General features: G+C 41.3%; 12 protein-coding genes. 11 read left to right on the top strand and 1 reads right to left on the bottom strand.

The annotated features are described in order from the left end of the window. The 11 genes from K1X56_12975 to K1X56_12925 form a co-directional block, all read left to right on the top strand. The coding region (locus tag K1X56_12975; GenBank protein MBX7095626.1) for a glycosyltransferase at nt 1-276 on the top strand (276 nt) is incomplete at its 5' end. Between the two features lie 42 nt (nt 277-318). Beyond that, a complete protein-coding gene (locus K1X56_12970) occupies nt 319-1,083 on the top strand; it encodes a polysaccharide biosynthesis/export family protein (protein ID MBX7095625.1) in 765 nt (254 codons plus the stop codon). A 4-nt stretch (nt 1,084-1,087) separates the two neighbouring features. After that, nucleotides 1,088-3,547: a polysaccharide biosynthesis tyrosine autokinase gene (locus K1X56_12965; GenBank protein MBX7095624.1), complete on the top strand. Its 2,460-nt coding sequence runs from the start codon at nt 1,088-1,090 to the stop codon at nt 3,545-3,547. Then, nucleotides 3,544-4,101, top strand: a complete 558-nt coding sequence (gene rfbC / locus K1X56_12960; protein MBX7095623.1) for a dTDP-4-dehydrorhamnose 3,5-epimerase — start codon at nt 3,544-3,546, stop codon at nt 4,099-4,101. The genes K1X56_12965 and rfbC overlap by 4 nt, the downstream gene beginning before the upstream one ends. After that, nucleotides 4,091-5,197 carry an undecaprenyl/decaprenyl-phosphate alpha-N-acetylglucosaminyl 1-phosphate transferase gene (locus tag K1X56_12955; GenBank protein MBX7095622.1) on the top strand — a complete coding sequence of 369 codons (1,107 nt, stop codon included), beginning with the start codon at nt 4,091-4,093 and terminating at the stop codon, nt 5,195-5,197. The genes rfbC and K1X56_12955 overlap by 11 nt, the downstream gene beginning before the upstream one ends. Next, on the top strand, nt 5,160-6,140 hold the full coding sequence (locus K1X56_12950; protein ID MBX7095621.1) for a lytic transglycosylase domain-containing protein: 981 nt from the start codon (nt 5,160-5,162) through the stop codon (nt 6,138-6,140). Before K1X56_12955 ends, K1X56_12950 begins: the two co-directional genes overlap by 38 nt. A 15-nt stretch (nt 6,141-6,155) precedes the next feature. Continuing rightward, nucleotides 6,156-8,993: an excinuclease ABC subunit UvrA gene (gene uvrA, locus K1X56_12945; protein MBX7095620.1), complete on the top strand. Its 2,838-nt coding sequence runs from the start codon at nt 6,156-6,158 to the stop codon at nt 8,991-8,993. A gap of 116 nt (nt 8,994-9,109) precedes the next feature. After that, a complete protein-coding gene (locus K1X56_12940) occupies nt 9,110-9,820 on the top strand; it encodes a TIGR00730 family Rossman fold protein (GenBank protein ID MBX7095619.1) in 711 nt (236 codons plus the stop codon). A gap of 86 nt (nt 9,821-9,906) precedes the next feature. Beyond that, on the top strand, nt 9,907-10,884 hold the full coding sequence (locus K1X56_12935; GenBank protein ID MBX7095618.1) for a hypothetical protein: 978 nt from the start codon (nt 9,907-9,909) through the stop codon (nt 10,882-10,884). Between the two features lie 23 nt (nt 10,885-10,907). Beyond that, nucleotides 10,908-13,058 (top strand): hypothetical protein, encoded by a 2,151-nt coding sequence (locus K1X56_12930; GenBank protein ID MBX7095617.1) that lies wholly within the window; start codon nt 10,908-10,910, stop codon nt 13,056-13,058. Nucleotides 13,059-13,103: 45 nt separating this feature from the next. After that, nucleotides 13,104-13,397 (top strand): hypothetical protein, encoded by a 294-nt coding sequence (locus K1X56_12925; protein ID MBX7095616.1) that lies wholly within the window; start codon nt 13,104-13,106, stop codon nt 13,395-13,397. Nucleotides 13,398-13,462: 65 nt separating this feature from the next. Here the strand turns inward: K1X56_12925 and K1X56_12920 are convergent. After that, nucleotides 13,463-14,016, bottom strand: a 554-nt coding sequence (locus tag K1X56_12920) for a serine protease (protein ID MBX7095615.1), incomplete at its 5' end; no start/stop codon positions are given.

The following is a 14,016-nucleotide window of genomic DNA, read 5'->3' as shown; positions in this document are numbered from 1 at the left end:
CCGGTTAGCCTCATTGAAGCACAAGCCTCCGGGAGACCCATCGTGAGCACGGATGTAGGAGGAATTCGCAATATTGTACTTCCGGGAGAAACGGCCCTGCTCTGCGCAAGTGGGGATAGTACCGGAATTGCCAATGAAATCGCCCGTTTAGTTGAATTTCCCGAACAACGAAAACACATGAGTACACAGGGATGGCCCTATGTAGAGCAGCGCTTTCATTACACCAGATTGGTGAATGACATGACCAATCTCTATAATCAGCTTCTTAATAAATAGATTTCTCTCTTGTTTTTGTTTATTTTTGACAAAAATAAGCGCATGTTCAAACGTCTTCTCTTCGTCACACTTGTGGCCTATGTATTTTCAGGTTGCTACATCAACTCCAACCTGATGTTGAGAACAGACCGAAATTATGTTTTTGATACCCTACCCGATTCGGTACCCCGAGCCTATCGGATTAGTCCGAACGATGTTATCAATTTCCGCTTATTTGCAAATGAAGGTTTCCGCCTTATCGACATTGCATCCGGTCTTGAGAACTCCGATGGTAATGCGAGAGCCATGATGCGTACCTATATCAGTTACCTCGTAGAATCAGATGGAACGGCAAAACTTCCAATTCTTGGTAAAGTGCCTTTGGCGGGACTAACCGTAAGGGAAGCGGAATTCAAACTGGAAACCTTGTATTCCGAATTTTATGTAAAACCTTTCGTACAGATACAAGTCACCAATAAACGTATTATCGTTTTCCCCGGAGGAGGCGGTACTGCCGTTGTAATTTACCTCGAGAATAATAATACTACCCTTATGGAAGCATTGGCCATGGCCGGTGGAATTGCGCAAAGAGGGCGTGCATCAAAAATTAAAGTGATCCGCAAAATCGATGGTGTGCGCCATGTGTTTTTGGTGGATTTATCAACGATCGACGGATTAAAGCATGTCGACATGATTGTGCAGGCGAACGATTATATCTATGTAGAACCTGTACCACAAATCGGAACGGAGATTGTGCGCGATATTGCTCCTATCATATCGCTCATCACAAGCGCTGTGTTGGTATATACCGTTGTACAACGTCTCTAAGCACATGGTGAACGAAAAAATCCAAAATCAAACCGAGAGTTTCGAACGGTATAAAGACCGGATTTCAAATTTCAGTAATGAATTTGAACTCGGTTTATTTATCTATATCGCCCGAAAATCATTTCGATGGATTTTATTGTTCATGGCTGTCTCCATATTAGCCGGCTGGTTATACCTGCGCTACACTCCACCGGTATATGAATCCACTTCCATCATACAGGTAAACGACGAGAACTCTGTAAAAAGTCTGATACCAACCATCAGTCAGGTAGAAGAAGAAGCCAGTGGAATTGATAAAGCGCTCGAATTAATGCGCTCCGAATTTTTATTCCGCAGAACACTTGAACAACTCGATTTAAAAGTCAGCTATTTCGCAGAAGGACAAATCCTGACTGAAATAAAATATCCGTGGTCGGCATACGAAGTAAGGAATCTGGTGATTCTGGATAGCTCTATTTTGGGTACACGAATAAATTTCATGGCTAATAAAGACGAATTCACCATTTCGTATTTAGCCGATAAGGAGATTACGGTTAACGGTAAAAACGGACACCTCTTCCAAACGCCGCATTTTAAAGCGGAAATTATCATCAACGATCCACAGTCGATAGATGTCGCACAGAAAGACAATCACCTTTATTTTGTAATTAACAATGTCGATTTACTGGTAAAAAACCTATTTCCCAGTCTCAATGTAACCGTTCTAAATGCCAATGCAAAAACATTGCAGGTTTCATTTAAGAATCACAACCGAATTTTAGCGCACGATATTGTTTGGGAACTTACACGTTCATTTAACGCTTATGCACTCGAAAAGAAAAACGAAAGTTCGCAAAGGGTCCTTGATTTTATCGATGGACAAATCGATACTGTTTACAACAAACTAAAATCATCGGAGCTCGAATTACAGGCTTTTCGTCAGTTAAATAAAGTGCAGGACTTCCAGGGAATTTCGCAAAATTATTTGGAACGACTTACTGAACTCGAATCGCAATTAATGCAGGAAGAAATAGATCAGAAGTTGTTGAGCGAACTAGAGCAATCCCTCAAAGAATACCGAAACAACGATGATGTAAATAACATGCTGAGCATCCTTACCGGAACCCGCTATGAAGATGCTTTAAGTGGTTTAGTGAAGGAACTATTCACACTTGTTGTTTCCAAGGAAAAAGAGAAGTTCAGCAGTACTACAAAAAGTACGTATATGAAATCGCTCGACTATCAAATCGAGATTCAAATACGCCTCATTTACCAGGCGATAACATCAATTAAGCGTCAATCCGACACGCGTCAGAATTCCATCAAAGATAAAATCCGCCAATACGAAACCATTTACTACGGATTACCTGAAAAGGAAATTGAGTACACCAAAATGGAGCGGATGTTTAACATCAATGAAAAGTACCACACTTTACTGCTGGAGAAAAAAACGGAATATGAGATATCGTTAGCGGGACAAACTATCGGTAATCAGATTCTGGAAGATGCCCGTCTCCCCGACTCTCCTATTTCACCCAGAAAAAAAGTCATTTATATTTTATTCAGCCTGATGGGTATTTTCTTTTCTACCATTATGGTTGTTGTCCGTTACCTCATGCACAATGAGATTACCTCACTCAACGAAATCACCAAGTATTCACAAGCATCCATCTCCATATTAGGTATTGTTCCGAAATACAAAGAAAACATTCCCGTATCGCAACTGATCGTCGATAAAAATCCGAAATCGCTGATAGCAGAAGCATTCAGAACCATACGCACCAATCTGCAATTTATCGGTTCCGATCCCAATGCAAAGCTGATTGCCGTAACCTCCACCATCTCCGGAGAAGGAAAAACATTTGTAGCCATCAACCTTGCGGGTATGATTGCCTATTCAGGTAAGAAAGTAATCATTATCGATCTAGACATGCGAAAACCGAAAATCCACCTCGGGTTTCAGTCCGACAACGATTACGGTATGAGTACCCTGTTAATCGGTAAAGACAGTCTGGAAAATTGCATTCGAAAATCTAATTTCAACGGACTCGATTTTATTTCCGCAGGTCCAATACCTCCTAATCCGGCCGAATTAATCATCAACGGCAAACTGGAAGTTATCCTCGAAAAATTAAAATCGGAATACGATATTGTGATTATCGATAATCCACCGGTAGGACTTGTAACCGACGGTTTGCATACCTTAAAAATGGCCGATTATCCGTTATATATTTTCAGAGCCAACTACTCGAAAAAGAATTTTATTCAAAATGCGGACCGTCTCATTAATGAGAACCGCATTACCAAACTTTCCGTAATTCTCAATGGCGTGGATACCGAGAGAGGTTCCTATGGCTATAATTACGGATACGGTTACGGATATGGTTATGGATACGGATACACCAGTGGCGACGGATATTATACCAGCGATTCACCGGTAAAAAAGAACATCAGATTTCAGAAATTTTTCAGTAGAAAAAAATGAAGATTATAGATAAGGCACTTAATGGTGTGCTATTGCTAGAGCCGGCAGTTTTTGGAGATGATCGGGGATATTTTTTTGAATCGTTTAGCGAAAAAAAGTTTGCTGAAATCAGCGGAAATGAAATCAGGTTTGTACAAGACAATCAATCGATGTCGGCCCGTGGAGTAATTCGCGGCTTACATTTACAAGCTCCTCCCTTCGATCAGGGAAAATTAGTGCGTGTAGTTCAAGGTTCCGTTATCGATGTGGCGGTGGATATCCGTAAAGGATCTCCTACCTATGGTCAGCATTATTCCGCTTTACTCTCTTCGAAAAATCATTTAATGATGTGGATACCTTCCGGATTTGCACATGGATTTTCATCGCTCGAGGACAATACTATTTTCCTTTATAAATGCACCAACTACTATTCCAAACCATCCGAAATGGCCATTCGTTTTAACGATCCGGCGTTAGGAATAGATTGGAAAACGGAAGCCCGCGAAATTTCTCCGAAAGATATGGAGGCTCCTTTATTTGCAGATTTTAATAGTCCCTTTACCTATGCCGGATAAGGAAAGCTTATTTTGGATTTATTCGGCTTACTATTTTTTTATTGTAGGCTTCACCATTTTGGTGAATGGAATACTGCTGAAGTTTTCCAGAAGTTTAGGAATCCGCGATGCTTCCACCACCGTCATCCGCTGGAGCGCGGTGAGTAAACCTGCGCTTGGAGGTATTACCTTCTTTCTTGCCTTTCTGATTACCATTTCCACCTTTTCAATATTCTTTCCGGGAGCCCTGGTTTTTCACAACAAACCGGTGCTTGGTCTCATTAGCATTTGCATTATAGCATTTATGATGGGATTGGCAGATGATGCCTACAATACAAAACCACTTTTAAAATTATTCGTGCAAATCGCTTGTGGAGTTATTTTATATTTCACGGAGAACTACATTAAAATCACACCATGGGAATGGCTTAATATTTTCCTTACCCTCTTATGGGTGGTAGGAATTATGAACTCCATCAATATGCTGGATAATATGGATGGAATTACTACAGTGGTTTCCATCGGGATCATTTTAATGTTTATGACCAGTCAGGTATTTACCGGCAGCGCAGGCGATTTCGATTTGGTAATTCTTCTTGCCGTGATGGCTTCTTTGATTGGATTTTTGTTTCACAATTGGCATCCTTCCAAAATGTTTATGGGTGATACCGGAAGTCAGTTTCTCGGCGCATTTTTGGCTTACTATGGAATCCGCTATTTTTGGAATGGACTCGATCATAGTGCTGTTCCAGTACAGGCCAAGCAATTCACGCTGGTGCTGATTGGTTTTATGGTTCCTTTTATCGACACCACCATTGTGGTGATTAATCGAATTGCGCGCGGACAGTCACCGATGGTCGGTGGAAAAGATCATACCACTCATCATTTGTCGTATCTCGGTTTCAGTGATGCACAAGTGGCCTTCATTTTTATCGCGCTTAATTCCATTTCGCTGCTTTTTGTTTTTATAATCATACGAATAATCGACGACTGGTCACATTTATTCACTCTCCTTTTCTGGTCTTATTTTTTAATCGTATTTTTAATCATGTTCTTAATCACGAGAAAAAATGGCAACCATGGAGGATCAAAAAAAGAAACGAAGCAGCAGGCTTAGACAAATTGCCTATTTGTCGGTGATATTCACATGCAGCATTGTTACGGCAAGCACGCTGGTTTGGTCGGTAAATACCGATCCGGAGAAAAACAACGATAACAATTACCGGGAACATGTAGCCGAGAATTATAAAATCTATTCCCTCGCTACACCGGAAGGTCTCGACTTTGCCGGCGAGCGGGTTCCTTTGGAAGATGTGGATATTCGCGAACGTCTGGATAAAGAATTAACCATCAATACCTATTGGCATTCGGCCACCATTTTTATGATTAAGCGTGCACATCGCTGGTTTCCGGTGATGGAGAAAATTCTCAAAGAAGAAGGTGTTCCCGAAGATTTTAAATACATCGCAGCCATTGAAAGTAATTTCGATAATGTGGTGTCCCCCGCAGGAGCTTCCGGCTATTGGCAATTTTTGAAATCTACCGGACAAAGTTATGGTCTGGAAGTAAACGGGTTTGTAGATGAACGATACGATGTAGAAAAAGCGACAAGAGCTGCCTGCAAATATTTTAAAGATGCGTATAAAATATTGGGGAATTGGACCCTTGTTGCTGCCAGCTATAACATGGGCACCGGCGGGGTGAAAGGAAAACTTACGGAGCAAGGCGTTAGTAATTATTACGACCTCTACCTGAATTCTGAAACTCATCGCTATGTATTTCGTGTATTGGCTGCGAAAGAAATATTCCGTAACCCGGAGTTTTACGGATTCAATATTCGCCCGAAAGACCTCTACGAACCATACGAAACGCAAAATGTTGAGGTGGACAGCACCATTAACAGCATTAACGAATGGGCGCATCAACAAAATACAAACCTTAAAATTATCAAGTTGCTCAACCCTTGGCTGAGAGATAACTCACTTCCGAACAAATCGCATAAAAAATATTCGATAAAAGTTCCAAAAAATGATTTTGCTCTTAAACCGGTAGCACCTTAATTTTGTTACCTGTAAATGAGCAAGACCAATACCCCCGACGAAGAATTAATTTCAGTGTATGGTGCCCGTGTGCACAACCTGAAAAATATTGACCTTCAAATTCCCAGAAACAAACTGGTTGTATTTACCGGATTGTCCGGAAGCGGAAAATCATCACTCGCTTTCGATACCATTTATGCCGAGGGACAACGCCGTTATATTGAAACTTTCTCTTCATACGCCCGGTCCTTTTTGGGAGGAATGGAGCGTCCGGATGTAGATAAAATAACCGGATTATCGCCTGTTATTTCCATTGAGCAGAAAACCGTATCAAAAAATCCGCGGTCCACTGTAGGAACCATCACGGAGGTGTACGACTTTTTGCGCCTTTTATATGCACGCGCCGGTGAAGCTTACAGTTACGTTACCGGAGAAAAAATGGTGAAGTATTCCGATTCTCAGATACTGGAACTGATTGTGCAGGATTACCACAAAAAGAAAATTGCCATTCTTGCACCTGTTGTTAAAGGAAGAAAAGGTCACTACCGTGAATTGTTCGAGCAAATCAAAAAAATGGGATTTCTCCGGGTTCGGGTAGATGGAAAAATAAAAGAAGTAACTGAACGAATTTCGCTCGACCGCTATAAGATCCACGATATTGAAATTGTAATTGACCGGATTGAAGCAAAAGCAGATAATGAACAGCGCATTGCCGAATCGGTAAAACAAGCCATGAAGCACGGAAAAGGTTCGCTTCTGGTGCTGGATATGGATACGGATAAAACACGTTATTTCAGTCGTTCTTTAATGTGTCCAACTTCCGGAATCTCCTATCCGGAACCTGCACCAAATTTATTTTCTTTTAATTCACCCTATGGGGCTTGTCCGCATTGCGATGGAATTGGCGAAGTAACCGAGGCCGATCTCGAAAAAATAATACCTGATCCATCAAAAAGTATTAAACAAGGAGCCATTGCACCGCTTGGTGAATTTAAAAACGCCGTAATCATGCGGCAGATTGAAGGGTTATTGCATCATCACAAATTAAAAATCACGAGTCCCGTTGAAGAATTACCTGAGGCGGTGATCAGTAAAGTTTTATACGGAACCGATGAGATTTTTAAACTTCCCAACGCTACCGGAATTACCGAATACGTTCAGGAATATGAAGGCGTAGTAAATTTTGTTTTGCGTCATTCACAGGAAAATCCCTCACGCACCATTCAGCGCTGGGCTTCCGGATTTATGAATCAGGTTACTTGTCCCGAATGCAATGGAAGCCGACTGAAAAAAGAATCGCTTTACTTTAAAATTGCCAATAAAAACATTTTCGAACTAGCTTCGATGGATATCACTCAACTGAGTGAATTATTCAAAACCATCGATAAAAAAATGAATGCGCGTCAGGTGAAAATTGCGACGGAAATTCTAAAAGAAATCCGTTCACGTCTCAATTTTCTACTGGATGTTGGTCTCGATTATTTAACGCTCGACCGAAGTTCAAGATCGCTTTCGGGTGGCGAAGCACAACGTATTCGTTTGGCCACACAAATAGGTTCCGAATTGGTGGGCGTGCTTTATATTTTAGATGAACCATCCATCGGTTTACATCAACGCGATAATACCCGACTCATTTCTTCATTAAAAAAACTCCGCGACATCGGGAACTCCGTTATTGTGGTGGAGCACGATAAAGAAATGATTCTTGAATCCGATTTTCTGGTGGATATTGGTCCCGGTGCAGGAATCAACGGTGGTAAAATTGTGGAAGCAACCGACCCGAAAAAATTAAAAAATTCCAAATCCATTACCACGGCATACCTCAGCGGGAAAAAAGAAATTCCCGTTCCGAAAAAACGTCGTGAAGGATCCGGAAAAAGTATTATTCTACGTAATGCAACAGGACACAACCTGAAAAATGTGACAGTAGAAATTCCATTGCAACAATTCGTTTGCGTTACCGGTGTATCCGGATCAGGGAAATCGAGCTTAATCAATGAAACGCTCTATCCGATTCTGAGTTCGCATTTTTACAATTCGGTACAAACACCACTTCCCTATGGGAAAATTGAGGGATTGGAACATATCGATAAAGTCATTGAAATCGATCAGTCGCCCATTGGAAGAACTCCGCGTTCAAATCCATCTACCTACACCAACATGTTTACCGATATCCGCAATCTTTTTGCCATGTTGCCGGAAGCGAAAGTGAGAGGATACAATGCCGGAAGATTTTCATTTAACGTGAAAGGCGGAAGATGCGAAACATGTCAGGGCGGCGGATTAAAAACCATTGAGATGAATTTCCTTCCCGATGTGTATGTAGAATGCGAAACATGCGGAGGTAAACGTTACAATAAAGAAACACTCGAAGTTCGGTTTAAAGGAAAATCAATTAGCGATGTGTTAAACATGACCATTTCCAATGCTGTTGAATTTTTCGAAGGAATTCCTGCCATAAAACAAAAACTGGTCACCATGGAATCGGTGGGACTCGGCTATTTGACTTTGGGACAACCTTCCACTACTTTATCTGGCGGAGAGGCACAACGAATTAAACTTGCTACCGAACTTTCGAAACGCGAAACCGGAAGAACACTTTATATTCTGGATGAACCAACAACCGGACTTCATTTCGAAGACATCCGATTGTTGCTCGAAGTATTAAATCGCCTGGTTGATAATGGCAATTCAGTTTTAGTGATTGAGCACAATCTCGATATCATTAAAGTGGCCGACCATATTATTGATATGGGTCCCGAAGGTGGACGTGGTGGCGGAAAAATTCTGGCGACAGGTACTCCGGAACTGGTTGCGCATAATAAGGAAAGTCACACCGCCCGCTACCTCAAAGCAGAACTTGGAATCCGTTAACCCTTCAATTTGCACCATTCACTGGTGATTGAATAGCTTTAAAGGATTTTTTATAACCCTTTGTCTGGTATTCCGTTAAACGGAAAAACAGGGTTTATCCCGCTACACCTTACACCATGACAGATCAGGAAAGAAAAACACACGAAAAGTTCATTCATAAAGACTGGAGCGACATCAAATCGGAAAATAGCTGGACGATTTTTAAAGTGATGTCGGAATTTGTAGAAGGCTATGAAAAATTATCGAAGATTGGTCCATGCGTTACCATCTTCGGTTCAGCACGAACCAAACCAGATCATCCCTATTATCAACTCGCCGAACAAATCGCTTTCGATTTAACCCGCAAAGGATACGGAGTTATCACCGGAGGTGGACCTGGGATAATGGAAGCCGGAAATAAAGGCGCTCGTCAAGGAGGCGGAACCTCGGTTGGATTAAACATTTTTCTCCCCTTCGAACAATCTTCCAACCCATATATCGATTTCGACAAACTGATTACGTTCGATTATTTTTTCGTTCGTAAAGTGATGTTTGTAAAATTCTCCCAAGGGTTTATTGTGCTGCCCGGTGGATTTGGAACGCTGGATGAATTGTTTGAAGCTTTAACCCTTATTCAAACCAAAAAAATCGGGAAGTTTCCGGTGGTGATGGTAGGAAAGGATTATTGGGGCGGATTGGTGGACTGGATAAAAAATACCATGTTGGAAAAAGAAAAAAATATTTCTGCTGAAGATTTGAATCTCTGGCAATTGGTAGATACTCCGGAAGAGGCGGTTAAGGCAATTGATGATTTTTACAATCGTTATATGCTTAAACCGAATTTCTGATTCGTTCACATCACACTGTGCAAAAACGGTTGCGTACCATTCTCCATTTTTAAGGCTTTGCCCTTAGATTTGAATGAATCGTTTTCATGCGCAGATTTGCTATCGTCATAGTATTTATTCTAAGCACCATTTTATTTTGGTCGCTCCATGTTCCCCAGCAAGGTGTTTCATTGCAACATCAAATGCCTTCGAGTTTAAAAACGGGGGAATCGACCGAATTTTCACTTACGCTTCATAAGGGATCACTCAAAGGTCCCGCACGATTTATTATTGAAGTCCCCAGTTCAGGTATGGAATTTTCATTGCTGGAAAGTGGTGGATCTGAATTATTGAATGAAGGTGACAAACATTCGTTTATCTGGACAGAACTTCCTGAATCGGCCGATATCCAGCTAAAAATCGGAATTAAAGCGCATCGTTTTTTTACCGGTATTTTCATTGCGCGATTTAGCTTCTCCTATATCGATGGAACAACCGTAGAAAAATCACTCGGTGTGCATGATATCCGAATGGTTTCTTCCGGAAAAAATACTGAAGTAGCCAACAATCAAAATTCAAATCAAAACAACACCTCAACCAATAACACAACCGGCAACACCAACGAAACCAACACTACCACCGAAAATTCAACCGGAAATAACGAAACGACCAATAACAATAACAACTCCACAATTAATACCAACAACAACACGAATCAGAATACGGTACAAACCGAAAAAGTTATTGACCCCATAACCAAAAAACCGGGCACTCCCATTCTTGAGGCTTCGGGTATTAAGGGATTATTTTTCCGTGTTCAGGTTGCTGCAAGTCATTTTCGGGTTACGCAGGAGTATTTTAAAGACCGCTATAAATTCGATGAGCAGTTGTATGTGGATCTTGTGGATGGCTGGACCAAATACACCATTGGCGATTTCTCCAATTTTGAGGATGCCAATGCCAAGCGTAAAACGCTTTCTGTTTACCCATTTAAGGGTCCGTTTATTGTGGCGTTTAACGACGGACAACGAATTCCCATCTATCAGGCCAACATGTTGAGCAAAGTCCTGCTACAAGGAAAGTGATTTTTTTCTATCTTAGAATCAGAATGAACAGCACCAGGCGAATAATCTACACGGTTTTAGGAATTTTTCTCCTAAGCTCCTTTGCTGTTGCCCAGGTAAAAGATCCTGCCGAAGATATTTCCAGCAGTGAATATGTACCGGAAAATGAGCCCGGATTTATTTTTCGTCCCACTATCGGTCTCGGCGTTGGCACCTTCACTTTTATGGGTGATGTTGGAAATTACAACAAAGGATTTCATCCCAATGTTTCCCGTTTGGGCTATCACCTGATGTTGAGCAATCCGCTGACCAAAGAAATTGAATTGAATTTTTATACCATATTCGGAACCATTTCTTCCAGCGAAAGAAGTCTCACCCGCAACCTTAATTTTCAATCACAGATACGCACTGGGGGAATGGTGCTTTCTTACGATTTCGGCCATTTCCTCCCAGAAAAAAGAATTTTAGAACCCTTTGTATTTGCGGGAATAGAATCTTTCGAGTTTTTAACTAAAACCGATTTGTTTGATGCCTATGGCAATCGCTACTATTACTGGAGTGATGGTTCCATTCGCAATATCGATGAAAGCGATCCGAACGCGGCTACAGCCATGATTATTCACCGCGATTATAAATATGAAACCGATGTTCGCGAATCCAACCTCGATGGATTTGGGAAATACCCGGAACGTTCATGGGCCATTCCGGTGGGAATCGGATTTACGCTTAACCTGAATCAGCGCTGGACTTTAAAAGGAAATACCGCCATGCATTTCGCATTTACCGATCTGGTAGATGGCGTTTCAGAAAACAGCGTTGGCACCCGGGTGGGTGATAAAAAAAATGACCGCTTTCTCTATACCAGTTTCACACTTACCTACGATCTGCAGCGTTTAGGTCCTCCAAAATCCGACAAGGAAGAACCCATTATCGATGATGAAATGCTGGATTATTTAGCAAAAGATACCGTGGATAGTGATAAGGATTTAGTGGTTGACTTCCTCGACGATTGTGCATTTACGCCAAAAGGTGTTGCCGTAGATAAAAGAGGTTGTCCATTGGATAAAGACAAAGATCTCGTCCCCGATTTTCGCGACGATGAACTTGAAACTCCGAAAGGAAATTACGTCGATAACAAAGGTGTAACTCTAAGCGACGAACAAATTTACCAGCGGTATTTACGGTACATCGATTCTACCGGTCAATATGTAGAATTCGAAACCATCCGCGATGAATCGCAATTTGCTATATGGGGACAATCCCGTCCCAAGACAGGCACTAAATTCGTAGTGGTAGTCGGAAATGAAAAAACGATGGTCAATCCTGAGGATCTTAGAAAACTCCTCAGCATGAAAGACTTTAAAACCATCAAATCGAACGATACGGTTTACTATGTAATCGGAGACTACGCCAATATCGAAGAAGCCATTGCACGCAGTAATGAATTGAAACAGGAAGGTCATAATGTAGAAGGTGTTGCCACGGCGAACACAACGAATTCTAAAGACCCGAAAGACAATGGTACTGTAACTACCATCTCTAAAATCCCTGATGATAAATTACCGAAAGATCCTACCACTTCTAATACCGACGATAAAGCTGTATTGTTCCGTGTTCAGATCGGCGCTTTCAATAAACCGGTTTCTCCGGAAGTGTTTAAGGATGTTCCCGGCTTATTAATGGTTACGGGTCCCGATAAAATTACCCGCTATTATTCCGGTGTATTTACCAGCTACGAAAAAGCAGCAGAGCACAAAGCGGCATTGGATATGAAAGGTTATTCAGGAGCTTTTGTTGTGGCCTACAAAGAAGGTGAACGTCAGAAATTAGAAAATGTAGGTGCAACCTTATCCGAAGGAGCGACAACCACTGATTTGAACATCGACGAAAAAACGGATATTAAAAAATCGGTGGTGGATCCGGGACTTGTGAAGTATAAAATTTTGGTCGGCTCTTACCGCAACGATATTCCAACCGAAGTGCTCGACATGTTCCTCGATCTTGGTCAGGTGGCACCCAAACTGGGTGATAATGGTGAGATCATTTACCTCTACGGAGCATTTTCTACCAAAGAAGAAGCCAACGCAGCATTGAAAAAAGCGCAGGATATCGGCCTCAAAAAGAGCATGATAATTGGCGATTTCAACGGAAAAATCATCACTGCCGAAGAAGCAGCGAACCTATTACGCCATTAATGGCATGAGATTTGACTTTATATTACAGAACCAAAAAATTACCCCATGAAAAAATTACTTCTTCTTAGCTCATTTCTGGTACTGGGACTCGGAGTTTCCGCACAAACTGCCGACACTACCAAGAACAAGAATGTTAAAAAGGAACGTCCTGTTATAAATAAAGACACGACCAAAAACACCAAAATAACAGTGAACGAAGAAGGAATTGGTCGCAAAAAAGAAAAGAAGAATCCACCGCCAAACCAAACGGTTACTCCAAACAATAACGGAGGCAACAATACAAGTGGAAATTCAACGACCGGACATGATTTCCTTTACATCGAAAAGAGAGAATTTTAATGAATCATATTCAATAAAAAAGGGAACCATCAGGTTCCCTTTTTTTATTTCAATTCAGAATAAAATCAGGCCTTAACAACAAAGATAAACTGATCGAGTGTTTTCACCTGATCGGTAATTTTTTTGCCACGTAAAACGGATCTGCGCAAAGGTTTAAATTCGAACTTATCCGATTCGTTGAGGAAATTCAGAATATGTTCTGCTTTTACACTATAAGCTTCACCATCTGTTTGTGTGTTCTTCCCGGTAATTACTCCGATTAATTCTCCGTTTTCAGAAAACACTGGAGCACCAGAATTTCCAGGATTAACCGGAAGCGATAACTGAAGTGCTATAGTATCACTGCGGAAACCGGTGAGAGAGCTGATGGGTCCTTCAGAATAAACAATTTCTTTTTTCGGATATCCCAATGTAAATACTTTTTGTCCGATCATCGTTTCTCCATCTGCAAATGAAAACGGAATTGTTTTCAGCGCTTTAAATTGTGGGTCTGTTACACGAAGAACTGCAATATCCAATCGCTTATCGTAATCGATTACCTCAGCTACGTAACTCTGTAAGGAGTCCTGAAATTTTTCGATGTACACGTATTTTTTACCTTCTACAACATGGTAGTTGG

Source organism: Flavobacteriales bacterium (assembly GCA_019694795.1).
Classification (GTDB): domain Bacteria; phylum Bacteroidota; class Bacteroidia; order Flavobacteriales_D; family UBA2798; genus UBA2798.
The sequence above is the reverse complement of the archived record's forward strand: the minus strand, read 5'-3'. Positions and strand labels throughout refer to the sequence as shown.

Excerpts from the sequence above, each read along its gene's own strand:
- K1X56_12965 (MBX7095624.1), top strand. The coding sequence starts at position 1,088 with ATGGTGAACGAAAAAATCCAAAATCAAACCGAGAGTTTCGAACGGTAT.
- K1X56_12950 (MBX7095621.1), top strand. The coding sequence starts at position 5,160 with ATGGAGGATCAAAAAAAGAAACGAAGCAGCAGGCTTAGACAAATTGCC.
- uvrA (MBX7095620.1), top strand. The coding sequence starts at position 6,156 with ATGAGCAAGACCAATACCCCCGACGAAGAATTAATTTCAGTGTATGGT.
- K1X56_12935 (MBX7095618.1), top strand. The coding sequence starts at position 9,907 with ATGCGCAGATTTGCTATCGTCATAGTATTTATTCTAAGCACCATTTTA.
- K1X56_12930 (MBX7095617.1), top strand. The coding sequence starts at position 10,908 with ATGAACAGCACCAGGCGAATAATCTACACGGTTTTAGGAATTTTTCTC.
- K1X56_12970 (MBX7095625.1), top strand. The coding sequence starts at position 319 with ATGTTCAAACGTCTTCTCTTCGTCACACTTGTGGCCTATGTATTTTCA.
- K1X56_12925 (MBX7095616.1), top strand. The coding sequence starts at position 13,104 with ATGAAAAAATTACTTCTTCTTAGCTCATTTCTGGTACTGGGACTCGGA.
- rfbC (MBX7095623.1), top strand. The coding sequence starts at position 3,544 with ATGAAGATTATAGATAAGGCACTTAATGGTGTGCTATTGCTAGAGCCG.
- K1X56_12955 (MBX7095622.1), top strand. The coding sequence starts at position 4,091 with ATGCCGGATAAGGAAAGCTTATTTTGGATTTATTCGGCTTACTATTTT.
- K1X56_12940 (MBX7095619.1), top strand. The coding sequence starts at position 9,110 with ATGACAGATCAGGAAAGAAAAACACACGAAAAGTTCATTCATAAAGAC.